General features: G+C 67.1%; 17 protein-coding genes. 7 read left to right on the top strand and 10 right to left on the bottom strand.

Annotated features, from left to right (window positions below; translation table 11 throughout):
- The first annotated feature begins 48 nt into the window (after positions 1 to 48).
- Positions 49 to 3,300: a maltose alpha-D-glucosyltransferase gene (treS, locus tag GGR33_RS19280; RefSeq protein ID WP_183508217.1), complete on the top strand. Its 3,252-nt coding sequence runs from the start codon at positions 49 to 51 to the stop codon at positions 3,298 to 3,300.
- A 15-nt stretch (positions 3,301 to 3,315) separates the two neighbouring features.
- Positions 3,316 to 5,673 carry a 1,4-alpha-glucan branching protein GlgB gene (glgB, locus tag GGR33_RS19275; RefSeq protein ID WP_183508215.1) on the top strand — a complete coding sequence of 786 codons (2,358 nt, stop codon included), beginning with the start codon at positions 3,316 to 3,318 and terminating at the stop codon, positions 5,671 to 5,673.
- Here glgB and glgA read toward each other — a convergent pair.
- Positions 5,670 to 7,226: a glycogen synthase GlgA gene (glgA, locus tag GGR33_RS19270; RefSeq protein ID WP_183508213.1), complete on the bottom strand. Its 1,557-nt coding sequence runs from the start codon at positions 7,224 to 7,226 to the stop codon at positions 5,670 to 5,672. The genes glgB and glgA overlap by 4 nt on opposite strands.
- 105 nt (positions 7,227 to 7,331) lie before the next feature.
- A complete protein-coding gene (locus tag GGR33_RS19265) occupies positions 7,332 to 8,936 on the bottom strand; it encodes an alpha-amylase family glycosyl hydrolase (RefSeq protein WP_183508211.1) in 1,605 nt (534 codons plus the stop codon).
- 390 nt (positions 8,937 to 9,326) lie between these two features.
- Between GGR33_RS19265 and GGR33_RS19260 the strand changes: the two genes are divergently transcribed.
- On the top strand, positions 9,327 to 11,867 hold the full coding sequence (locus GGR33_RS19260; protein WP_183508209.1) for a glycogen/starch/alpha-glucan phosphorylase: 2,541 nt from the start codon (positions 9,327 to 9,329) through the stop codon (positions 11,865 to 11,867).
- Between the two features lie 57 nt (positions 11,868 to 11,924).
- Here the strand turns inward: GGR33_RS19260 and GGR33_RS19255 are convergent, their stop codons facing one another.
- The gene (locus GGR33_RS19255) at positions 11,925 to 12,869 is read right to left on the bottom strand and encodes a ferredoxin reductase domain-containing protein (protein ID WP_183508207.1); all 945 of its coding nucleotides are present in this window, start codon (positions 12,867 to 12,869) and stop codon (positions 11,925 to 11,927) included.
- A gap of 46 nt (positions 12,870 to 12,915) precedes the next feature.
- Positions 12,916 to 13,179 carry a hypothetical protein gene (locus tag GGR33_RS19250; protein WP_343068580.1) on the bottom strand — a complete coding sequence of 88 codons (264 nt, stop codon included), beginning with the start codon at positions 13,177 to 13,179 and terminating at the stop codon, positions 12,916 to 12,918.
- A 461-nt stretch (positions 13,180 to 13,640) separates the two neighbouring features.
- Between GGR33_RS19250 and GGR33_RS19245 the strand changes: the two genes are divergently transcribed.
- Positions 13,641 to 14,003, top strand: a complete 363-nt coding sequence (locus GGR33_RS19245; RefSeq protein WP_183508203.1) for a response regulator — start codon at positions 13,641 to 13,643, stop codon at positions 14,001 to 14,003.
- Here GGR33_RS19245 and GGR33_RS19240 read toward each other — a convergent pair whose 3' ends face one another.
- The gene (locus GGR33_RS19240; RefSeq protein WP_183508201.1) at positions 14,004 to 16,895 is read right to left on the bottom strand and encodes an EAL domain-containing protein; all 2,892 of its coding nucleotides are present in this window, start codon (positions 16,893 to 16,895) and stop codon (positions 14,004 to 14,006) included. It lies immediately after the preceding gene.
- 339 nt (positions 16,896 to 17,234) lie between these two features.
- On the opposite strand from GGR33_RS19240, the gene GGR33_RS19235 reads away from it, so the two are divergent.
- Positions 17,235 to 18,161, top strand: a complete 927-nt coding sequence (locus GGR33_RS19235; RefSeq protein WP_183508199.1) for an NAD-dependent epimerase/dehydratase family protein — start codon at positions 17,235 to 17,237, stop codon at positions 18,159 to 18,161.
- A gap of 10 nt (positions 18,162 to 18,171) precedes the next feature.
- Here GGR33_RS19235 and GGR33_RS19230 read toward each other — a convergent pair whose 3' ends face one another.
- Together GGR33_RS19230 and GGR33_RS19225 are read right to left on the bottom strand one after the other, a co-directional pair.
- Positions 18,172 to 18,510, bottom strand: a complete 339-nt coding sequence (locus GGR33_RS19230) for a hypothetical protein (RefSeq protein WP_183508197.1) — start codon at positions 18,508 to 18,510, stop codon at positions 18,172 to 18,174.
- A gap of 139 nt (positions 18,511 to 18,649) precedes the next feature.
- Positions 18,650 to 19,438: an SDR family NAD(P)-dependent oxidoreductase gene (locus tag GGR33_RS19225; protein WP_183508195.1), complete on the bottom strand. Its 789-nt coding sequence runs from the start codon at positions 19,436 to 19,438 to the stop codon at positions 18,650 to 18,652.
- Positions 19,439 to 19,547: 109 nt separating this feature from the next.
- Between GGR33_RS19225 and GGR33_RS19220 the strand changes: the two genes are divergently transcribed.
- The gene (locus GGR33_RS19220; RefSeq protein WP_183508193.1) at positions 19,548 to 20,114 is read left to right on the top strand and encodes a TetR/AcrR family transcriptional regulator; all 567 of its coding nucleotides are present in this window, start codon (positions 19,548 to 19,550) and stop codon (positions 20,112 to 20,114) included.
- Positions 20,115 to 20,164: 50 nt separating this feature from the next.
- On the opposite strand, the gene GGR33_RS19215 is transcribed toward GGR33_RS19220, so the two are convergent.
- Entirely contained in the window at positions 20,165 to 21,559 is a 1,395-nt protein-coding gene (locus tag GGR33_RS19215) for a homospermidine synthase (protein WP_183508379.1), read from the bottom strand.
- 334 nt (positions 21,560 to 21,893) lie between these two features.
- Between GGR33_RS19215 and GGR33_RS19210 the strand changes: the two genes are divergently transcribed.
- Entirely contained in the window at positions 21,894 to 22,109 is a 216-nt protein-coding gene (locus GGR33_RS19210; protein WP_183508191.1) for a hypothetical protein, read from the top strand.
- Positions 22,110 to 22,148: 39 nt separating this feature from the next.
- Here the strand turns inward: GGR33_RS19210 and GGR33_RS19205 are convergent, their stop codons facing one another.
- Complete coding sequence (locus GGR33_RS19205) at positions 22,149 to 22,709, bottom strand: GNAT family N-acetyltransferase (RefSeq protein WP_183508189.1); 561 nt, start codon at positions 22,707 to 22,709, stop codon at positions 22,149 to 22,151.
- A 156-nt stretch (positions 22,710 to 22,865) separates the two neighbouring features.
- The gene (locus GGR33_RS19200) at positions 22,866 to 24,032 is read right to left on the bottom strand and encodes a type III PLP-dependent enzyme (protein ID WP_183508187.1); all 1,167 of its coding nucleotides are present in this window, start codon (positions 24,030 to 24,032) and stop codon (positions 22,866 to 22,868) included.
- Between the last annotated feature and the right edge of the window lie 198 nt (positions 24,033 to 24,230).

The following is a 24,230-nucleotide window of genomic DNA, read 5'->3' as shown; positions in this document are numbered from 1 at the left end:
TGGAAGGTCGACACAGATGCCCTCGAACCGAGACTGAGGCAGCGACGGATGATCGATCGCAGTGATCCCCAATGGTACCGCGACGCCATCATCTACCAGATCCACGTCAAGTCGTTTTTCGACTCGAACAATGACGGGATCGGCGATTTCGAGGGGCTGACCCAGCGGCTCGACTACGTGCGGGACCTCGGCGTCACCGCGATCTGGGTGATGCCGTTCTACCCGTCGCCCCTGCGCGACGACGGCTACGACATCGCCGATTACGAGGGTATAAACCCCTCCTACGGCACGATGGAGGACTTCAAGCGGTTCGTCGAGGAAGCGCATGCGCGCGACCTGCGCGTCATCACCGAGCTCGTCATCAACCACACCTCGGATCAGCATCCCTGGTTCCAGGCCGCCCGTGAGGCGCCTCCCGGCAGCCCCGAGCGCGACTTCTACGTCTGGTCGGACACCGACGAGCCCTACGGCGACACGCGCATCATCTTCCTCGACACCGAGACCTCGAACTGGACCTGGGATCCGGTCGCCAAGCAGTATTTCTGGCACCGCTTCTACTCGCACCAGCCGGACCTGAACTTCGACAATCCGAAGGTGCTCGACGCCGTCATCGAGACGATGCGCTATTGGCTCGACATGGGCGTCGATGGCCTGCGGCTCGACGCGATCCCCTACCTAGTCGAGCGCGAGGGCACGAACTGCGAGAACCTTCACGAGACCCACACGGTCATCAAGAAGATCCGCGCGGCGCTCGATGTCAGCTATCCCGACCGCATGCTGCTCGCCGAGGCCAACCAGTGGCCCGAAGAAACCGCGCAGTATTTCGGCGATGGCGACGAATGCCACATGGCATTCCACTTCCCGCTGATGCCGCGCATGTACATGGCGATCGCCCGCGAGGACCGGCACCCGATCACCGATATCATGCGCCAGACGCCGGAAATCCCGGATGGCTGCCAATGGGCGATCTTCCTGCGCAACCACGACGAGCTGACGCTCGAAATGGTGACGGCGGAGGAGCGTGACTACCTCTGGTCGTTCTACGCTGCCGAGCGCCGCGCCCGCATCAATCTCGGCATCCGCCGCCGCCTCGCGCCGCTCTTGGAGAACGATCGCCGCAAGATCGAGCTGATGAAGTCGCTCGTGCTGTCGATGCCTGGCACGCCGGTGCTCTATTACGGTGACGAGATCGGCATGGGCGACAACATCTATCTCGGCGACCGCGACGGCGTGCGCACGCCGATGCAATGGTCGCCGGACCGCAATGGCGGCTTCTCGCGTGCCAACCCGCAGCGGCTGTTCCTGCCCTCGATCCAGGACCCGATCTACGGCTTCGATGCGATCAACGTCGAGGCGCAGACCCAGGCGCAGACGTCCCTTCTGAACTGGACGCGGCGCATGATCGCGATCCGCAACAACTCCGTCGCGCTCGGCCGCGGTGGGATCCAGTTCCTGTATCCGTCGAACCGCAAAGTGCTGGCCTGGCTGCGCGAGTTCGAGGACGAGCGCATCCTCTGCGTCGCCAACCTCTCGCGCGCGCCCCAGGCCGTGCAGCTCGATCTGTCGGACCTGCGCGGCGCCATCCCTGTGGAGCTGACCGGCGGCTCGGAATTTCCGGCCATCGGTGATCTGCCCTACCTGCTAACCCTGCCGGCCTACGGCTTCTACTGGTTCTCGCTGAGCTATGCCGATACCGGCCAAGTCGGCCCCCAGCCGCTGACGCCCGAGCTGTTCACGCTTGTCCTCACCGGCGGCATCGAGACGCTGATGGCGGGCCGGGAGCGCATAGCCTTCGAGCGCACCGTGATCCCGCCCTTCCTGGCGACCCGCCGCTGGTTCGGCGCCAAGGGCTCGCGCATCAAGGGTGTCCAGGTCGCCGATTGCGCGACGCTGGACGCCAAGGGCGAGGCGCGCTTCCTGCTGCCACAACTCGACGTCCAGCTCTCGAACGGCGAGCGGCATTCGTACTTCGTGCCGGTCGGCGTCGATGAGGGCCGTGAGGACGAGAATCTGATGGACCACGCGGTGGCGCGCGTCCGGCGCGGTCCGCGCACCGGTCTGCTCTACGGCGCCATCGCCTCGTCCGAATTCGCGATCTGCCTGGTCGACGGCATGCGCGACGGCCGCGAAATCAAGACGGAGCGCGGCAAGCTCGTCTTCTCGGCGACGGCGGCTTTCGATCGCGACGTCGTCATCGAGGCCGAGGAGGTTCGCCGCCTCTCCGCTGAGCAGAGCAACACCTCCATCGCCCTCGGCTCCAAGGCGATGCTCAAGATCCTGCGCCGGTTGCAGGCCGGCACGCATCCGGAGGTCGAGGTCGGCCGCTTCCTCACCGAGCAGGCGCATTTCCCGAACACGCCGCAGCTGCTCGGCACGCTGGAGCATATCGACGAGAACGGGGTGCATACGGCACTCGCCGTGCTGCAGAGTTTCGTCCGCAACCAGGGCGATGCCTGGACGCTGATGCTGGAAGGCCTGCGCCGCGACTTCGACACCGTAGTGCTCGCTCCCGAGAGCGAGGCGCCGAACCCGCAGGAAGCCTTCAAGGACCACCTGCGCTGGGCCGAGCTTCTGGGGCGTCGCACCGCGGAGATGCACAAGGCCTTCGCCATCAAGACCGACGACCCGGCTTTCGCGGCCGAGCCGTTCGGCGAGGACGACCTCGCCACCCTCGTCGCGGATGCGCAGGCCCAGGCGAAGCGCGCCTTTAGCGGCCTCGCCTCGGTCGCGGCCTGGGCTCAGGGGCCTGCGAGCCAGGCTCTGGCCAGCCGCCGGGCCGAGGTCGAGGCCCTGATCGACGAATTGTCCGACCGGCCCCCGATCGGCGCCTACAAGACCCGCATCCACGGCGACTACCACCTCGGGCAGGTGCTGGCCTCCGAGGGCGACCTCGTCATCATCGACTTCGAAGGCGAGCCGTCGCGTCCGGTCGATGTGCGCCGAGCTAAGTCGACGCCGCTGCGCGATGTCGCGGGCATGTTGCGCTCTTTCGCCTACGGTGCGGAGACGGTCGTGCGCGAGATCTCGGGCCGCTTCGGCGACAGCGAGGAGCGCGCCCGCAATGCGGCCATCGCCTGGCGCGGCATGATCGATGCCTCGTTCCTCGAAGGCTATGCCGACGGCGTCGCCGGCAGCCGCGCTGCCGTCTCCGACGGCCCGACCTTCGAGCGGCTGCTCAAGCTGAGCCTCGTCACGAAGGCGCTGTACGAGGTCGATTACGAGATCAACAACCGCCCGGATTGGATCGAAATCCCGGCCCGGGGGGTTCTCAACATTCTGGACGAAGCCAAGCGTTCGTGAAGGAGAGGTCACTGGATGACGGATGCCGACGAGAAGCTCGCGACCAAGGTTGCCACCCCGGTGAGCACCGGCCGGCCCGCGGAGGGAGCGTCTCGTGACGTCGGCTCCAGGACCGGTGCGACGCAAGCCGGCTCCGAGACGGTGAAGGCGCCGGCCGGAAGCCCGGCTCTCGGCAAGGCGCGTGGCTCGACGCTCCATCCCGATGCCATCGCCGCCGCGATGGGCGCCAACCACGGCGACCCCTTCGCGATCCTCGGGCCGCATCAGGTCGCCGAGGGCCGCTGGGAGGTGCGCGCGATCCTGCCGGAGGCCAAGGGCGCGACCCTGCTGATCGGCGATCGGCGCATCCTCTTCGAGAAGGTGCATCCGGACGGCTTCTTCGTGGCATCGATCGAGAGCCAGGGCCGGCCGCTCTACGAGATTGCCGTCGGGCTCTGGGACGGTGCCGAGCGTCCCCGCTACGACCCCTACGGCTTCGGCTCCAGCCTCGAACAGCACGATGTCGACGCGCTGCGCGAGATCGGCAGCAACGTGACTTACCGCGTGCTCGGCGCGCACGAGCGCAAGCAGGACGGGATCGAAGGGTTCCGCTTTGCGGTCTGGGCGCCGAACGCGCGCAAGGTCAGCGTCGTCGGCGACTTCAACGAGTGGGACGGCCGCCGCCATCCGATGCGGCTCTGGCAGAGCGGCGGCATCTGGGAGCTGTTCATTCCCGGCCTCAAGTCCGGCCAAACCTACAAATACGAGATCCGCGGCCCCGACGGCTCGCTGCTACCGCTCAAGGCCGACCCGGTCGCCTTCCGCGCCCAGCATCCGCCCGAGACCGCCTCCGTCCTCCAGGGCGGCGACGAGCCGGTCTGGCACGACAAGGGCTGGATGGCCTCGCGCGGCGAGCGCGACCCCCGCCACGTCGCCATGTCGATCTACGAGGTCCATATGGGCTCGTGGATGCGGGTGCCGGAGGAGGGCAATCGCTACCTGACGTACAAGGAACTCGGCGAGCGGCTGATTCCCTACGTCAAGGAACTCGGCTTCACCCATATCGAGATGCTGCCGGTCACCGAATTCCCGTTCGACGGCTCATGGGGATACCAAGCGGTCTCGCTGTTCGCGCCAACGAGCCGCTTCGGCACGCCCGACGAGTTCGTGGCCTTCATCAACACGGCCCACGAGGCAGGCATCGGGGTGATGCTCGATTGGGTGCCGGGGCACTTCCCGCTCGATGCCCACGCCCATGGCCTGTTCGACGGCACGCATCTCTACGAGCATGCCGACCCCCGCCAGGGCTTCCACCAGGACTGGGGCACCTACATCTACAATTTCGGGCGCAGCGAGGTTTCGACTTTCCTCGCGGCCAACGCGCGCTTCTGGCTCGAGCACTACCACCTCGACGGCCTGCGCGTGGATGCCGTCGCCTCGATGCTCTACCTCGATTATTCGCGCCGCGCCGGCGAGTGGATCCCCAACCAGTACGGCGGCAACGAGAATCTCGACGCCATCAACTTCCTGCGGAAGACCAACGAGGGCACTTACAGTCACGCGCCCGGCACGATCACGGTGGCGGAGGAATCGACCTCCTGGCCCGGCGTTTCGCACCCGACCTATACGGGCGGCCTCGGCTTCGGCTTCAAGTGGAACATGGGGTGGATGCACGACACCCTAAAATACATCTCCGAAGATCCGATCCACCGGCGCTACCACCATCACAACCTGACCTTCGGGTTGCTCTACGCGTTCAGCGAAAACTTCATCCTGCCCCTGTCGCACGACGAGGTTGTGCACGGAAAAGGCTCACTGCTCGGCAAGATGCCCGGCGACCGCTGGCAGAAATTCGCGAACCTGCGGGCCTATTACGGTTTCATGTGGGGGCATCCCGGCAAGAAGCTGCTCTTCATGGGCTGCGAGTTCGGTCAGGAGCGTGAGTGGAACCACAACCACTCCCTGGACTGGCACCTGCTCGACGATCCGCACCATCGCGGCGTGAAGGACCTGATCCACGACCTCAACCACGTCTACCGGGCGACGCCCGCGCTCTACGAGCGCGATTTCGAGGCGGCCGGTTTCCAGTGGCTGGTGGCGGACGACCAGGACAACAGCGTCATCGCCTGGGCCCGCAAGGGCAAGAACGAGGGCGAGATCGCCATCGTGGTCTCGAACTTCACGCCGGTGCCCCGCGAAAACTACCGCATCGGTGTCCCGGCTGGCGGGTACTATCGGGAGGCGATCAACTCCGATTCCGAGCGCTACGGCGGCTCGAACGTCGGCAACCACGGCGGCCTGCACACCGACCAGCAGGAGAGCCACGGCCAGCCGCATTCGCTGAGCCTGAAGCTGCCGCCTCTCGGGACTCTGATCCTGGTGCGCGAGGGCTAAGCGGCCCGCATCGCGCGGTTGCCGAAGGCCCGCGAGTAGAGGGCGCTGTAATCGAGCGCCGCGCCGTTCCAGGTGCGGTCGCTCATCATCGCCGTCTCGCGCATGCCGTTGAGCCGCTTCTTGCGGCCGAAGGTGTCGAGGGCTCGCGCGATGGCCTCTCTCAAACCGTGCACGCTGGCATCGCGGAAGCTGAACCCGGTCACCTCGTCCTCGACGGTGTCGGCGAGACCGCCGGTCGCGTGGACGATCGGCAGGGAGCCGAAGCGCTGGGCATACATCTGCGCCAGACCGCAGGGCTCGAAGCGGGACGGCATCAGCAGGAAGTCGCTGCCCGCGAACATGCGCCGGGCGGCCATTTCGTCGAAGCCGACCCTGACGCCGACCTGGCCCGGATGGCGTGTGGCCAGAGCCGTCAGGGCGTGCTCGAAGCGCCCTTCGCCCTGACCCATTACCACGAGTTGGCCGCCGCCATCGAGGATGGCCTGTGCCGCGTCGAGGCTGAGATCGATGCCCTTCTGATGCACGAGCCGCGAGACGATGGCGAAGAGCGGCCCGCGGGAGACGGCGAGGCCGAAACCCTGACGCACGGCTTCGGCATTCGCTGCCTTCCCCTTCCAATCGCCGGCTTCGAATCGCACTGCGAGATGCGGGTCGATCCGCGGGTCCCAACTCTCGTCGATGCCGTTGAGGATTCCGGCGAGCTGCCCGCACGCGGCCCGGGTGCGCAGCAGGCCATCGAGTCCGCAGCCCGATTCCGGCCGGGTGATCTCGCGGGCATAGGTCTCGCTGACGGTCGTGACCTGGGAAGCGTAGTAGAGCCCGGCCTTCAGGAAGGAGAGCTGCCCGTAGAATTCCACGCCGTCCATGCGGAAGGCATCGTCCGGCAGGCCGATGCGATGAAGCGTCTCCTTCGGGAAGACCCCTTGGTAGGCGAGGTTGTGGATCGTCAGCACGCTGGGCGTACGCGCGCCGCGCCAGGCGAGATAGGCCGGTGCCAGGGCTGTCTGCCAGTCGTTGAGATGGAGGAGGTCCGCCGACCAGGCCGGATCGGCGCCGCGCGCCAGTTCCGCTGCGGCGAGGCTCAGGCGCGCGAAGCGCAGGTCGTTGTCGCCGAAATCGATGCCGGCTTGGCCGTAGGGCGTGCCGTCGCGATCGTAGAGTTCTGCCGAGAGCAGCACGTAGATGCCGAGGCCATCCGCCGTCTCGGTGAAGCCGAGGTTGCAGGGTGGGATGTCGGCGAAGCCGGAGAGATGGCCGATCACCGCGATCTCGCCGCAGCGCTCGACGACCTGACGATAGCCGGGGATCAGGATTCGCACGTCATGGTGCCGCCGCAGTGCCCGGGGCAGCGCGCCGGCCACCTCGCCGAGGCCGCCAGTCTTCACGAAATCCGCCATCTCCGCGGTCGCGAAGAGGACGCGCGGGGCGAGGGCGGTGCGATCGAAGGGCGGAGAAGCGCTCGTCCGATGACCGCCACCGAGAGGTCGGCCTGTCGCGTACGGGTCCGGAGGGATCAGGCGAGTCGTCGGATGACCCAGCCCAGGCGTCGACATGCGAGCATTCCCGTCGTGCAAGTGCAGCGCTGCATTGCACAATCCAGGCCATTACGCTGGTTAATGAAAGGTTTTTATCTCTCGCATCGCAACAAAAATGCGTGATCAATCGGCCGGGAGTGGCGCCAGGATCAGCCCCTCGTTGGCGGCGATCGGGAACTCGCCGGTCTCGACCGCGCCGGAGCGGCCCGGGCGGCTCGACAGGAGCACCTTCCAGTCCGGGCCATCCGGCAACGCATGCCGGCGCTCTCCCTCGCCGAAGTTGAGAACGACTCGCACAATCTCGCTGCCCTCGATGCGCTCATAGATGAGCAGGTCTTGGGCAAGTTCCTCCGGAGAGGACACCGTGCTGTAGCTGCCGATCGAGAGCGCGGCATGGTTTCGGCGCAGGTGCAGCAGGCGTCGGTGCAGCGTGAGGATCGAGCCGGAGCTGTCGCGCATCTCGTCGACGTTGCGTCGCGCGCAATCGGCGCTCAGCGGGAGCCAGGGCTCGGTCGTGGAGAAGCCGGCATGCGGGGCGTCCTCCCACTGCATCGGCGTTCGCTCCGGGTCGCGGCCGTGGCCGGGTTCATTGTGCTCCCACGGGTCCTGCATGCGATCCACGGGGATCTGCACGTTCCCGAGCCCGATCTCGTCGCCGTAATAGAGGGTCGGCGTCCCTCGCAGCGTCAGCAGCAGCATCGCCGCGACCCGGGCCTGCGCCTCGCCGACGCGGTCGACGATGCGCGGACGGTCGTGGTTGCCGAGGACCCAGTTCGGCCAGCCTCCCTCGGGCAGAGCCGCCTCGTATTCTTCGATCAGGGCGGCCACGGAATCCGCCTGCCACGGCGTCGAGAGGAGCTGGAAGTTGAAGGGCAGATCCGCGCCGGCCAAGTCCTCGCCGTAATACGCGACGAGCCGCTCGATCGGCAGGTAGATCTCGCCGATCAGCACGCGCTCGCCGAATTCGCGCAGCACGCCTCGCATCCCGGCGACGACGTCGAACACCTCCGGCCGGTCGCAGGAATAGACCTGCTCGAAGCGGTTGATCTCGGGCAGGTCCGGCACGAAGGCCGGGTTGAGCGGATTGTCGCGAAAGCCCTCGTCCTTGATCAGGTGCCAGATCACGTCGACCCGGAATCCGTCGACGCCGCGCGCCAGCCAGAAGCGCAGCACGTCGTGCATCGCGGCGCGAACCTCAGGGTTGCGCCAATTGAGGTCCGGCTGCTCACGCAGGAAGGCGTGGTAGTAATACTGCCCGGTCGCCTCGTCACGGGTCCAGGCGGCACCGCCGAAATTCGAGAGCCAGTTGTTGGGCGGTCCGCCATCGGGCGCGGCGTCTCGCCAGATGTACCAGTCGCGCTTTGGGTTCTGGCGCGAGGCACGGCTCTCGGTGAACCAAGCATGCTCGATCGAGGTATGGTTCGGCACGAAATCGAGGATCACGCGGAGCTTGCGCCGATGCGCCTCCGCGACGAGGGCGTCAAAATCCTCGAGCGTGCCGAAAAGCGGATCGACGCCGCAGTAATCCGACACGTCGTAGCCGAAATCGGCCATCGGCGAAGTATAGAAAGGTGATATCCAAATCGCGTCGACGCCGAGCCAGGCGAGATAATCGAGGCGAGACGCGATTCCGCGCAGGTCGCCGACACCGTTGCCGTCGCTGTCCTGAAACGAGCGTGGATAGATCTGGTAGACGGTGCCGCTCTTCCACCAGACCGTGTCGGACATCAGGATCTCCCCGGCCAAACGTCGTGCTGCACAGGTCAAGCTTAGCCGCAGTCGCTCATCAAAGCGAGACACCGAATCATGGCCGTCGTAACTGACCTTTAGCCGTATCCGGACGGAACACCTGGACGGTTCGCTCGTTCAGGAAGGCTTCAAGAGCACATCGGCACGGTCGATGCGTCGTTGCTGCGGCGCGGTTTGTGTCGACTCGGACACAGATGAGCAGGCAAAGCATTTGCCGCCTGGGCGTGTACCATGCCGAAGTCTCGACAGACCGACACGACCGGAGACACCATGCCGGACGAAGCACCCGGAGCTGACCAGCGCCGAAAGAAGCGCGCGAAGCCCGCGGGGTCCGGCCGTATTCCGGTGGCGACGAAGGGGGACCTGAAGATGCTCAACGAAGCTGAGGCTCGTCACGAATCGACGGCGGACGCGGATGCGTCCGCTGCGTCGTCTGCGAAATTCGCGAAGGAATCCGCGGCAACGCGCGCCCTCGCCAAGGAAAAACTCTTCAATGGCGATGCCGTCATAGAGCTGCGCGAGGCCATCCGGGCCAAGCTCGTCTACGCGCTCGGCAAGACGCCGGAGAGTGCCCGCGACCGGGATTGGTTTGCGGCAACGGCGCTGGCTCTGCGCGACCGTATCGTCGATGCCTGTCACGAGGGCAGCAGCGGCCGGGTGCCGGAGAAGCGCGTCTATTACCTCTCGCTGGAATTCCTGATCGGCCGGCTGATGTCGGACGCGATGAACAACCTGCGCCTCGTCGAGGTGACCAGGGCCGCGCTCAAGGATCTCGGCGTCGAGCTGTCCGAGGTCGAGGAGGCCGAGCCCGACGCGGCGCTAGGCAATGGCGGCCTCGGCCGTCTCGCTGCTTGCTTCATGGAGAGCATGGCAAGCCTGTCGATCCCCGCTATCGGCTACGGCATCCGCTACGATCACGGCATCTTCCGGCAATCCATGGAGGATGGCTGGCAGCGCGAAGCGCCCGAGACCTGGCTCGCCGAAGGCAACCCCTGGGAATTCCCGCGCCCGGAATCGACCTACCGAATTGGCTTCGGCGGTCACGTCACCATGTCGGCCAACGGCGATCAGATCCGCCGCCACTGGCAACCGGCCGAGACCGTGAACGCGGTCGCCTACGACATCCCCGTCGTCGGCTGGCGCGGGCGCCATGTGAACCAGCTTCGCCTCTGGAAGGCGGAGGCCGACGCGCCGGTGGAGCTCGCCCGCTTTAATCACGGCGACCATGTCGGCGCAGTGGCGGGCCGCGCCCGCGCCGAGTCGATCTCCCGCGTGCTCTATCCGAGCGATTCCTCGGCCGAAGGCCAGGAGCTGCGCCTGCGCCAAGAATACTTCTTCACCTCCGCGTCGCTGCAGGACCTAGTGCGCCGGCACCTCAACGAGCGGGGCGACCTGCGCTCGTTGCCCGACCACGCCGCGATCCAGCTCAACGACACGCACCCGGCGATCGCGGTGCCCGAGCTGATGCGCATCCTCATGGAAGAGCACGACTTCACCTACGAGGATGCCTGGCACATCACCACGAACACGCTCGGCTACACCAACCACACCCTGCTTCCCGAGGCCCTGGAAACCTGGCCCGTCGAGCTGATGGAGCGGCTGCTGCCGCGCCACATGCAGATCATCTACCTGATCAACTGGATGCACCTCGAGGAGCAGGCCAAGCAGGGCAAGACCGACGCCGCCCATGTCGCCGCGGTCTCGCTCATCGACGAATCCCACGGCAAGCGCGTGCGGATGGGGCACCTCGCCTTCCACGGCTCGCGCCGCGTGAACGGCGTCTCGGCCCTGCACAGCGATCTCCTGAAGACCACGCTCTTCAAGCCGCTGCACGAGCTTGAGCCGGAAAAAATCGTCAACAAGACCAACGGCATCACCTTCCGCCGTTGGTTGCACAACGCCAATCCCGAGCTGACTCAGCTCGCCGTGGAGACCGTCGGTGAGGGCGTCCTCGACGATCCCGGGCTGCTGATCGGACTGGCCGACCACGCCGACGATCCGGATTTCCGGAAGCGCTACGCGGCGGTGCGGCGGGCCCGCAAGCGCAGGCTCGCTCAAGTGATCGTCGAGCGCACCGGGATTGCGGTCGATCCCGCGGCCCTGTTCGACGTGCAGATCAAGCGCATCCACGAGTACAAGCGCCAGCTCCTGAACCTCGTAGAGACCGTCGCGCTCTACCAGGCGATCAAGGAGGCGCCGCACAAGGACTGGACGCCGCGCGTCAAGATCTTCGGCGGCAAGGCCGCACCGAGCTACGTCCAGGCCAAGCTGATCATTAAGCTCGCCAACGACATCGCCCGCACGATCAACGACGATCCCGATATCGCCGGCCGCCTCAAGCTGGTTTTCCTGCCGAACTACTCGGTGAGCCTCGCCGAGGCGATCATCCCGGCTGCCGACCTCTCCGAGCAGATTTCGACGGCGGGCATGGAAGCCTCGGGCACCGGCAACATGAAGCTGGCGCTGAACGGTGCGCTCACCGTCGGCACCCTCGACGGCGCCAATATCGAGATCCGCGACCATGTCGGGGCCGACAACATCTTCATCTTCGGCCTCGACGCGGCGGGTGTGCAGGAGCGTGTGGCGGAGCCGGCTTACGCCCAGCGCGCCATCGCCGCGTCGCCGCGGTTGGCGGCCGCGCTCGATGCGATCGGCTCGGGCGTGTTCTCGCCGGATGAGCGCGGCCGCTACGGCTCGCTGGTCGACGGGCTGCGCTATCACGATCCCTACCTGCTGACCGTCGATTTCGACGATTACTGGCGGGTGCAGCGCGAGATCGACGCGGCCTGGAAGCGCCCGGCCACCTGGTGGCGAGCGGCGATCCTCAATACGGCGCGGATGGCGTGGTTCTCGTCGGATCGCTCGATGCGCGAATACGCCGCCGAGATCTGGCGGGTGAAGGTGGCCTGACGGTCCCACGCTCGAAAACAGGCCCGTCTCGTTGTCGAGGCGGGCCTTTTTTTCGGCTCAGATCGTGGCGTCCAACGGGATCGTGTAGCAGCGCGCGCCGACGCTCGCGGCAAGGACTTCCACGGCGCCTACGGTCGCGGCGCGGCCTGAGACGTGGACCGCGTCGTTGGCCCGCAGCATCGGGATATGCGCCGTGAGTGGGCCAGGCCGCACGTCCGGGGGACGCTGGCGGTTGCGGTCGGCGACCGTGACGATCCGGCCGACGCCCGTGGCCGTCAGCCAGTCGAGGGCGGGGCGCATATAGAGGTCGAGCGGGTCGCGCGCGCCGACGACGAGCGTCTGTTCGCGCGCCGGTTCGATGTAACGTGCGGCGCGGGCGATGGCCCAGATACCCGCGAAGCCGGCCTCGTCCGCCACCAGCACCATGCGGCCGCCACCGGGCCGGTACTGGCCGCGCCCGACCGGCCCCTGCACCTTCACCGGCTTTCCGAGTTCGAGCTCGCCCGCGAAGGAGCCGGCGACCACGCCGGCTTCCACGCCGATATGGAAGACCAGTTCGTTCAGCTCGGCCGCGCCGTCGACGCGGAGCGACGGCGTGAGGGTGACGGGATGCCAGCCGGACAACGACAGCACCACCTGATGTCCGGGCTGATAGGGCAGTGGATTGGTCAGCGTGACGACGGCCTGGACGACGCCGGGGCAGAGCCGGGTGATCTCGGTGACGCTGCCGCTGCGCTTCAGCGACTCCTGAGCCGGCTCCGGCTCGCCCCGTGCCTGCAGAGGGTTGGCGGCGGGCATCGCGAGGCGCATCGGCTCGGCACGCGGCGCGCGGGGCTCGGCGCGGCGTCCGGCCGGCGCTCCGCCCTGGCCGAAGGCGGCAGCGCCGTGCACGCCTTGCATCTGGGTCATCATGCCGTCGGACACGGCGTCGTCGAGGTGGGTGTCCCCCGTGGAGACGCGCACCGACTTGCCGTTGACGACGAGTGAGCAACGGGCGCTCATGGCCGTCTCCCGTTTCGATGAAGGACGATGACGCGGCGTTCGCGCGTCAGACGGGAGCGTGCAGAAGCCGATCGAGCAGGGTGGCCCAGCGGTCGCGCACCGCGCGCGCCTCGGCCCCGAGGGTCTCGTCGGCCTCGTCGAGGCCGATGCAGGCGCGCAGGTTCGCATTCTCGCTGCGCTCGGCGTCGAGCACGGCCTTCAGCACCATCATCTCGATCCGCATGCGCTTGATGTCCGAAGAGGCCGTCTCGACCCTCTCCTCGACGTCGGTGGCGGGCTCGTCGGCGATCGGCTCCGGAGCGATGGCCACGGGCGTCCGTGCCGCTGGCGTCCCATGCATGTGAATCGGCCGCGCGATCAGGCGCCGAACGACGTCGGAGCCGTGTCCGTATCTCGTCCGCCGCGCCGCCTCGGCCATCGCATCGTCTCCGCAAACCATTCGCGGACCGCCCGAAAACGATCCTCATGTCTCCACAAGACTTTGGGACGACATGGTTAAGGGAGCTTTAATTCGATCGTCGAGATCCGGCCCTACCCTGCCCGTCACGATTGCGATGAGGTCGATTTGCCACGTCTTTCGCCAAGCTGAATATCCTCGAAAATGCGACGTTGACGAACGTGCGGCCAAGCTGCAATTTCGAGGGTGCAGGCCGCTTCGCGAGACCTGAGACCACGCCAGTGCCGCGGGTCTTAGCTCGACATCGGTTCGCAATGTTCCCGAGTACACGGTCATCTTGGCTTGGCGCTTTCACCAGCGCCTGGGAGCGTGCCATGCTGCAGGGAAGGCGGGTCCTCATCGTCGAGGACGAGGCGCTACTCGCGATCGAGTTGTCTGACATCGTTGAGGGGAGCGACGGGCACGTCGTCGGGCCGTTCCGAACCAACCGGGACGCCCTACGCCTACTGGACACCGAGACCGTCGACGCCGCGATCCTCGATCTCAATCTCGCCGACGGTGAGGCGACGCCGACGGCCGAGCGTCTCGCGGCGGCCGGCGTGCCCATCCTTGTATGCACGGCCGGCACGCTGCCGCGGGCGATGAAGCTGCAATGGCCGGACATCCCGATCCATCGCAAGCCCGTGAAAGCGGACCGGCTGGTCGATACCCTGCGCGACCTCTGCGCCCGGACCTGATCAGGCCGCCTCCGGCGCCGCTCCCACGAGTTGGCGCGCCTGCAGCACGGTCATCGGCTCGCCGAAGGCCGCGCCCTGCGCGTAATCGCAGCCGACATCCTGCAGCCCCTGCGCGTCCGCCTCGGATTCCGCCCCCTCGGCGATGATGGCGAGGCCGAGTTCCTGCGCCATCTTGACGATCGAGCGCAGGATCGCCGTGCGGCCGGAACCCATCTGCCGGACGAACGAATGGTCGATCTTGATGCTGTCGAAGGGGAAGCGCTGCAGGTAGGACAAGGCCGAATAGCCTGTGCCGAAATCGTCGAGCGAGAGGCCGGCGCCGAGATCGTGGATCCGCGCCAGCATCTGTGCCGCGTATTCCGGGTTCTCCATCACCAAGCTCTCAGCCAGCTCCAGCTTGAGCGAGCCCGGGATGACTCCGGAACGGGCGAGCACCGTCTTCACGTCGTGCAGCAGGTCGTGTCGCAGGAGCTGCCGCGAAGAGATGTTCACGGTGGCGAAGATCGGCGGCTCGACCTCGAGCGAACGCTGCCAGGCCGCCAGCTCCAGGGCCGTGCGCTCGATGGCGTAGTTGCCGAGATTGACGATGAAGCCGGTCTCTTCCGCCACGGGCATGAAGGTCGAGGGCGGGATGCGACCGAGCTTGGGGTGATCCCAGCGCAGGATCGTCTCGAAGCCGGCGACGGTGCGGTCCTCCAGCCGGACGATCGGATGGAACAGCACCTTGATCTCGTTGCGCTCCAGCGACTTGCGCAGGTCGCTCTCCAGCATGAGCCGGTCCGAGCGCTCGGTGCGCATGGTGGCGCGAAACACGTCGGTGCGGTCGCCGCCGCCGCGTTTGGCCTGGATCATCGCCATTTCGGCGTTCTTGAACACGTCCTCGCGCTTCGGTGCCGCGGTGCCCTGGCCGCCCTCGTAGAGCGCAATGCCGACGGAGACGGTGAGGAAAACCTCGCGGTCGGCGTAGGTGACGGGGGTCGCGATCGCCCTGCGGATCATCTCGGCGAAGGACAGGATGCGGTCCGGCTCTCTCTCGGATTGCAAGATGACGGCGAACTCGTCGCCGGCCACGCGTGCGAGCGTGTCCTGCGGCCGCAGCAGGCGGCCGAGGCGGCGCGAGAGCGTGAGCAGGATCGAATCGCCGGCCGAGAGACCAATGGCATCGTTGATCGCCTTGAAGCGATCGATGTCGAGCACGATCACCGCCGGCTTCAAGCGCTGGTCCTGGCCGGCCATGGCGAGCGCTGCATCGAGCCTGTCGTAGAACAGCTCGCGGTTCGGCAGGCCGGTCAGGCTGTCATGCACCGCATCGTGCAGCAGCCGCTCCTCGGCGGTCTTGTTTTCGGTAACGTCGGCGATGGTGCCGACGATGCGTACCACCTCGCCGTCGGTGCCGATCACCGGGCGCGCCTTGAGACGGTACCAGTAATAGGGACCGGAGGCCGAGCGCAGGCGGAAATCGTGCAGGATGCGCCCGCGGCGTTCCTCGATCACGGTGTCGAGCGCCGCGGAGTAGCGCTCGACATCGAAGGGATGCAGCAGGCCGAGCCAGTTCGAGGCAGGGCCTTCGAGCGCTCCGCGTTTCAGTCCGAGTTGGCTCTCGATTTCCTGGCCCGCGAAGACACGGTCGCCGGGCACGTCCCAGTCGAAGACGATGTCGCCTGCGCCCGTTAGCGCCAGCGCGCGCCGTTCGGTGTCGGATACGAGGGCGTGGCCCATGCCGCTGCCGGTGAAGGCGTGCTGCATCACCGTGAAGCCGATCAGCATCACGATCAGCACGAGGCCGCCGATCAGCGCCGGCTGCACCAAATCGGACCCGATCTGGCCGGTCACCGTGAAGGCCGCGGCCACCACCCAGACCAGCAGCAGCAGCCAGGTCGGGATCAGCAGGATCGCCCGGTCGTAGCCGTTATGGACGGCGAGGTAGAGGATCAGCAGCAGCCCAACACCGGCCACCGCGGCGATCGAGATGCGTGCCACGCCCGCCGCCACCGGCGGGTCGAAGGCGGCGAGGCCCACGAGGCCGGCGAGAAAGGCCAGCCAGAAGAAGGCGACGTGGCTGTAGCGCACGTGCCAACGCGACAGGTTCAGATAGGCGAAAAGGAAGACGAGCAGCGTCGCGCCGAGCACCGCCTCGGCCGAGGCGCGGTAGACGCGTTCGACCACTTCGGTGGTGGGAAAGACCCGCTGGAAGAAGCCGAAATCGATGCAGGCATAGGCGAGTACCGACCAGGCCAGAGCCGCAGCGGCCGGGAAGATGATCGCGCCCTTCACTACGAAGATGATCGTGAGGAACAGCGCCAGCAGGCCGGCGATCCCGATGATGATGCCCTCGTAGAGCGTCAGGCCCGAGGTCTTCTTGCGATAGGCGTCCTGGTCCCAGAGGTAGACCTGCGGAACGTTAGGGCCTTTCAGCTCGGCGACGTAGGTGACGGTCGTGCCGGGATCGAGCGTGATCAGGAACTGGTCGGCGTCGGTGCTCTCGTCCCGGTCAGGGCGGATGCCCTCGCTCGCGGTAATCGCGGCGATGCGCGAGCCGCCGAGATCCGGCCAGACCACGCCGGAGCCGACGAGGCGGAAATGCGGGGCGACCAGCAGCCGGTCGATCTGCTCGTCGGTGTCGTTGGTGAGCGCGAAGACCATCCAGTCGGGCCGGGCGCCGGCCTCGCGCGCCTTCACGGCGATGCGGCGCACGATGCCGTCCTTGCCGGGCGCGGTGGAGATCTGGATGAGGTCGCCGTCCGAGCGATAGCGCTCGATCGTGGAGGTCAGGTCGATGGCCGGCGCGTCCAGTGTCACGCGCACCGCCTCGACCGCGTGAGCGGGAAGCGTCGAGCCGAGAGCGCCGAGAAGCGCCGTCAGGAAAGCGAGGACGAGGGGAATCTGGCGCAACGGGGCTTTTCTTCGGGACCGCTCTTCAACCACGGCATGCGATCCGGCAGGCGGGACAAGTGGTATCGGCGTGGCATTCCAGGGGCAAGGCGGCGGGCTCCGGGATGACGCAGTGCTCACCGCTGAAATGGCGCGCGACCGACCCACCGCGTCGCGTGGATTTGCGGCCAAAACAAGCCAGGACGGCCCTTGGCAGTAGCTTGGCCGTTGGATTGCGCCCGGTCGGCTCGCGGGTATGCCTGCATCTGCTTGCTTTGGGGGGTCGGTCCCTGCACCGTCTCGATCTCGATGACGGGCGGCGGTCCCGCCATCCCGTTGCGCGGACGAGGGAGCACCACCATGAGCGGACCCTTGATTGCGCTCACCGGCGCGACTGGCTTCATCGGCCGGCATCTGCTCACGGCGCTCACGGCGCGGGGCTACCGTGTCCGCGTCCTGCTGCGCCGGCCCGTCGAGGTGCCAGAGGGCGCCAGCAGTGCGGTCGTCGGCGACCTCGCCCGGCCGATCAACATGGCCGCGGCTTTGTCCGGCGTGGATGCCGTGGTGCATTCGGCCGGTCTCGCCAATGCGATGTCCGGCGCCCCGGAAGACGATTTTCGCAATTCCAATACCGAGGCCACCCGGCGCCTCGCCGAGGCGGCGCAGCGCGCCAAGGTGCGGCGCTTCGTATTCCTGTCCTCGATTCGCGCGCAGACGGGGCCGAGCGCGCCGAGCCCGCTCACCGAAGCCGACTTTCCCACCCCGACCGATGCCTATGGCCGCTCGAAACTCGCGGCCGAGCAGGCCCTCGCGGAGACCGGCCTCGACTGGGTCGCGCTGCGACCGGCGCTGGTCTACGGCGTCGGCGTGAAGGGAAACATGGCGGCGCTGCTGAGACTTGCCCGCTCGCCTTATCCGTTGCCGCTGGCGGCCTTGTCCGGCCGGCGCTCCCTTGTCTCTGTGGAGAGCCTGTCGGCCGCGGTCGCCGCGGTGCTCCATACCGCAGGGCCGCTGGAACGGGCGCTGATCGTCGCCGATCCGGATCCGCTGACTCTGCCGGAGATGTTGGCCGCCCTGCGCTCGGGTCTCGGGCGGCGCCCGAGCCTGCTGCCGGTGCCATCGCCGCTGCTCGGGCTCGCCTGCCGGATCACGGGGCGCGAGGAGATGTTCGACCGGTTGTCCGGCTCGCTCGTCGCGCGCTCCGACGAACTGGCCGCGCTCGGCTGGCAGCCGGTGCAGACGTCGCGGGACGGGCTGGCGGAGCTCGCCCGCAACGCGGCCGGTTGATTGGCCGCGATCAGGCGCCCTTCTCGGGCTTGCCCGCCAGCGCGATGTAGAACCCGAGCCCGTCCTCCGCGGGCAGCGTCTGCAGGCGGTCGACCCAGCCGCGGCGCTTGGCATCGAGCAGCAGCCGGCCGACGGGCTGGAAGAGCGTCTCTCCGCCGCCTTCCGGCGGCGGTTCGAGGCGCACGGCCACGGTTTTGCCCTTCGCGAAGCGGCTGCGCTCCAACATGTCGTTGAGGGAGGCCTCGGCCTTTGCCCAGGGCGCGCCACGCAGGTCGAGCACCGATTCCGCGTCGGTCAGCCCGAGCGCGCCGCGCAGCTTGTTTGCGTAGAAGTCTTCGAGATGGGGCAAGGCCGGGGATCCGCGACGGTGGCGTCAGGACGCGCGACCGCCGCAAATCTCGGCGGCGGCGCGCAATCCCCAGCTTCCCGCACTGCCGGCGGGGCGTCCAGTCCTCGCGACGCGATCACCGGCCTTGCCTGCATGCTCCTCAGGCCGTTGCGCGATACCGTTCCGCAGCGTGCGACTGCGCGAAATTCGGGATCATCGCCGTCCGCGCCGCTTCCAACGCATCCCACTGGCCTGCGCTCGGCAGCGGAGGGATCGTTACCGGCTCGCGCCGGTCGAACCCGACGAGCGCCGCATCGACCAGCTCCGACGTCTCCATCACGCCTTGCAGGCTGTTTACGTCACGTCCCGAGCGCTCCCAGATCTCCGTGCGGGTCGCCGCCGGCAGGACGGCCTGGACGTAGACGCCCTTCGGTCCGAGTTCCTGGGCCAGCCCCTGGCTCAAGAACAGCATGTAGGACTTGGTGGCGCCGTACACCGTCATCCCGAATTCCGGCGCGAGGCCGACCACCGAGCCGATATTGACGATCGCGCCCGAGCCGGATCGAGCGAAACGCGGGGCGACCGCTGCGGCGAACCGCGTCGGAGCGGTGATGTTGAGCGCGATCAAGCTGGCGGCTTGCTCCGGGCTTTGCTCGACGAAGCTGCCTGGCAGGGCTGCACCGGCATTGTTCAGAAGGATCCCGATCCGCTCGTCTTCGCGGAGGCGCTCCTCGACGCGGGCAATGTCCGCTAACGCGGTGACGTCGGCCTGGATGACATCGACAGCGACGCCGGCTTCGGCACGCAGGCGGGAAGCGAGGCTCTCGAGGCGTTCGGCGTTGCGAGCGACCAGAACGAGGTCGTGGCCGCGCTTCGCGAAGCGATCGGCGTAGATGGCGCCGATGCCTGACGAGGCGCCGGTGATGAGGACGGTGGTCTTGCTGGCCATGATCGGGTTCCTAGCTCATAAACATGATCAACATCATGTATATTAAACATGACAACCATCATGAATAGAGGCAAGCGGGTCGGGTCCCGATTCAGGTGAGACAGCGCACATGAGAGTGAGCCGCGAGCAAGTGGCGGAGAATCGGCGCCAGATTCTCGAGGCCGCTGGGCGCCTGTTTCGCCAGCGCGGCTTCGAGGCCGTGACGGTGGCCGAGGTGATGAAGGCGGCCGGCCTCACCCATGGCGGCTTCTATGGCTATTTCGCCTCCAAGGATGAGCTGATCGCCACGACGCTTACCGAGCTCATGGCAGCACCCGATCCCGAGCGCGTGACGCTCGAAGCCTATGCCAATCGCTATCTCACGTCCGAGCACATGGCCGATTGCGCCGGCGGATGCCCCGTCGCCGCGCTCGGAACGGATATCGGGCGGCAATCGCCTGCAGCGCGGGCGGCGATGACAGAGGGGCTGAGGCGCCAGATCGACCGGCTCGGCGAGGGCGCTGCCCGCGACGATCGCAGAGCCGCGCGGCAGAATGCGATCGGGAGCTGGGCGGCGATGGTCGGTGCGATGATCCTCGCCCGCATGAGCGACGATCCCGCGCTCGCACAGGAGGTGCTCAAGGAGACCCGCGCCTTCATCGAGAAGCGAGCCAAGAGAACGCCGGGCGAGAGCTGATCCGCCCGGCCGTCAGGGCCGCCCGCGATTGACGGGCGGCCGATGCGTTATCAGCCGCGAACCAGTATGTTGCGGAACTGCCAGGGATCGCTCGTGTCGATGTCGTCCGGGAAGAGGCCCGGGCGTCCATCGAGGGGCGTCCAGTCGGTGTAGTAGCCATTCACCGGCCCGAGATAGGGCAGCTGGATTTCGAGGCAGCGGTCGACGTCCATCTCCTCGACCTCGACGATGCCGGCGCGCGGGTTCTCCAGCGCCCAGACCATGCCGGCGAGGACGGCGGAGGTGACCTGCAGGCCGGTCGCGCTTTGGTAGGGCGCGAGCGCGCGGGTCTCCTCGATGTCGAGCTGCGAGCCGAACCAGTAGGCCCCCTTCTCGTGGCCGTAGAGCAGCACGCCGAGCTCATCGACGCCGTCCACGATCTCGCTCTCCTCGAGGATGTGGTGCTCTTTCTGCGGCCGGCCGGCATTGCCGAACATCTCGTGCAGCGAGAGCACGGCGTCGTTCGGCGGATGGTAGGCGTAGTGGCAGGTCGGCCGGTAGACGGCCTTGCCGGTCTCATCACGCACGGTGAAGTAATCGGCGATCGAGATCGACTCGTTATGCGTGACCAGGAAGCCGTATTGCGGGCCGGGCGTCGGGCACCAGCTTCGGACCTTGGTCTCGGCGCCGGGCTGCATCAGGTAGATGGCGGCCTGTGAGCCGGTCTCGTGGGTGCGGGCATTCTCCGGCATCCACTTTTCGTGCGTGCCCCAACCGAGCTCCGACGGCTGCAGGCCCTCGGAGATGAAGCCCTCGACCGACCAGGTGTTGACGAAGACGTTCGGCGGCTTGGGGTTCTTCGAGCGCTGCGTGTCGCGCTCGGCGATGTGGATGCCCTTGACGCCGACGCGCTGTGCCAGCGCCGCCCACTCCTCCCGTGTCGTCGGCTGCGTCGCATTGAGGCGCAGGTCGGCGGCGAGGTTCGTCAGCGCGCGCTTGGCGAGCCAGGACGCCATGCCGGGATTGGCGCCGCAGCAGGATACGGCGGTCGGCGAGCCTGGCGCACGGGCGCGCTTGGCGTCGAGCGTCATCTCGCGCAGCGCGTAGTTCGAGCGCTCGCCCGGACCCTTGCTCTCGTCGAAATAGAAGCCGAGCCAGGGCTCGTTGACGGTGTCGATATAGAGGGCGTTGAGGCTCGAGCAGAATTCCATGATGTCGCGCGAGCCGGTGTCGCAAGACAGGTTCACGCAGAAACCCTGGCCGCCACCCTTGGTGAGGAGCGGCTCGAGGATCTGCTTGTAGTTGGCGGGCGTCAGGGCTTCATGGATGAAGGGAATGCCGCGCTCGTCGAGGAGGTGACGGTTCTCGTCATCCGGCGCGATGACCACGAAGCGGTCTTTATCGTACTCGAAATGCCGCTCGATCATCGGCAGCGTGCCCCGGCCGATGGAGCCGAACCCGATCATCACAATGGGGCCGGTGATGCGGCCGTAGACAGGCCACTCGGTCTGCGTGCCATTTGTCACGGCGCGGTCACTCCTCGATGGATCGCCTCTCGATGAAGGCGATGTCCTTGCTGACGGGAAATGACGTGCGGATGACGCTTGATCCGCTCTGGGTCAACTGCCTGCACCATGAGATTCTTGCAGAAGTGTGAAGCTCCTCTGGCCTCGGTATGCTTCCAATGCAATGCGGACGCGAGTCAGCCTCTCTGACGAGCGTCTGCGAACCCCTTATATTGCAGTGCAACACGGACGTGCAGCGGGATGTCCCCGCAAAGCGATCCCAAGGGGAATTCACATGCTCAGTCTTGTTGCCGCCAAGGAAGTCAGGCCCGAGGTCGAGAGCCTCGACAAGGATCCCGGCATCCTCAGCCTTATTGCTGCTTTCGCTCGCTTCACGGCGCGCCAGACCGCGTCGACGGTGCGTTCGGTGCAAACCTTCAATCAGCGCGTGAAGGCCGCGGAAGCATTCAGCTCCTCGACCGCTTGGCCGTACTACGACCGCTCGCGCTGAACGCGACTGCGGGCGGCATCCGCCGCCCGGCCATCTCAATCAGGCGGCCTGTCGTCGTGCGTCCGCTGCAGCGGTCTCGGCCGCGAAGCCCGGAAGCGGCTCGAAGGCGCCGGTGGCGTGCAGAACGCCGCGAGCGCCGCTGAGCGCGCCGGTCTCCAGTTCGAGGCCGAGCAGACGCTCGCGCTCGAATGGGCCGGGCATGTAGAGACCCGCGGCCTTGTCCGCAGAGAATCCGAACCTCTCGTAGTAGGGCGCGTCGCCGACGAGCAGCACGGCGGCATGTCCGAGTTTCTTGGCGCGCGCGACCGCGGCCTGCATCAGGCCGCCGCCGAGGCCGCAGCCCTGAATCGACGGATCGACCGCGAGCGGGCCGAGCAGCAGGGCAGGGCGGCCGCGGCCGGCTTCGACATGCCATAGGCGCACGGTACCGACGAGGCGGCCGTCCGCATCCTCGGCGCTGAGGCTGAGGCCCCCGGCCGGCAGACGGCCTTCGCGCAGGCGCTGCGAGGTCTTGGCGTATCGGCCCTCGCCGAAACACGTGTCGAGCAGGCGCTCGCGGGCGCCGATGTCGGATGCGGTCTCGTGGCGGATCAGGATCACGGCCAACCCCTCCTCTTGGGTCGTTCAGCCGGGCCAATCAGCCCTCGCACCGGCCGCGTGCGGCCGGCCGTCCGGGAACTGGGGGTGTGTTTGCGCGAATGCGGATGAAGGGAGGCTGAAGCAGGCGCCTGTCCGGCACGGGCTTCAGCCAAAAAGTCAGATCACGATCTGCGCGAGTGGCGGAAAGCCGTTGAAGGCCACCGCCGAATAGGTCGTGGTGTAGGCCCCCGTACCCTCGATCAGAACCTTGTCGCCGATCGAGAGCGAGACCGGCAGCGGGTAGTGGTTCTTCTCGTAGAGCACGTCGACGGAGTCGCAGGTCGGGCCGGCGACGACGCAGGGGGCCATGCGGTCCTCGTCGTGGTCGGTCTTGATCGCGTAGCGGATCGACTCGTCCATCGTCTCGGCCAGCCCACCGAACTTGCCTATGTCGAGATAGACCCAGCGGACCTCGTCCTCGGCCTCGGACTTCTTGGAGACCAGCACGACTTCTGCTTCGATCACGCCGGCATTGCCGACCATGCCGCGGCCCGGCTCGATGATCGTCTCGGGGATCCGGTTGCCGAAATGCTTGGTGAGCGCCCGGAAGATCGAGTCGCCATAGGTCTCCACGCCCGGCACCTGCTTCAGGTACTTGGTCGGGAAACCGCCGCCGAGATTGACCATCGAGAGCCCGATGCCGCGCAGCGCGCATTCGCGGAAAATCTCGGAGGCCGAGGCGAGCGCCCCGTCCCAGGCTTCCGTATTGGCCTGCTGCGAGCCGACATGGAACGATACGCCATAGGCCTGAAGACCGAGACGGTGCGCGTGCTCGAGCACGTTCACGGCCATCTCGGGCTCGCACCCGAATTTTCGCGACAAGGGCCAATCGGCGCCTGCGCCGTCGCAGAGGATGCGGCAGAAGACCTGCACGTCGCTCGGGTCAACGTCGGCTTCGGCCGTCGCGGAAAGAATCTTGTCGGCCTCGACTTGGCAGTCGACCGCGAACAGGCGCACGCCGAGCTTGAGCGCGCGGACGATGTCGCGCTCCTTCTTGATCGTGTTGCCGTAGGAGATCCGGTCGGCGGTCGCGCCGGCGGCGAGCGCCATCTGCATCTCGGCGACCGAGGCCGTATCGAAGCAGGAGCCCATTTCGGCGAGAAGGCTCAGGACTTCCGGCGCCGGGTTGGCCTTCACCGCGTAGAACACGCGCGTATCGGGGAGTGCCCGGGCGAATTTCGAAAAATTGTCGCGTACGACGTCGAGGTCGAGCACCATCACGGGGCCCTCGTCGAGGCCGAGGTCGCGGCGTGCGCGCAGGTAGTCGCGGATGCGATCGGTCATGGTCGTCCCCACCACACAGGTTCGCAAGCGCCCTTCGCGGGGCGCGCTGTCGAAATCTGACGACCCTCGCGGGCCGCCGGCGTCAGGGGGCGATGCGTCGCGCGCGAGAGCGTGCTGTGGAGACACGATCTTGCAAGCGGGCGCAGAGCACCCGGAAGCTGCCGTGGATTGGTAGGGGGAACCCCAACCGCACGCCGG

The sequence above is a fragment of the Methylobacterium brachythecii genome (assembly GCF_014196345.1).
In the GTDB taxonomy this organism is placed as follows: domain Bacteria; phylum Pseudomonadota; class Alphaproteobacteria; order Rhizobiales; family Beijerinckiaceae; genus Methylobacterium; species Methylobacterium brachythecii.
This window is presented reverse-complemented; position numbering and strand designations above follow the sequence as displayed.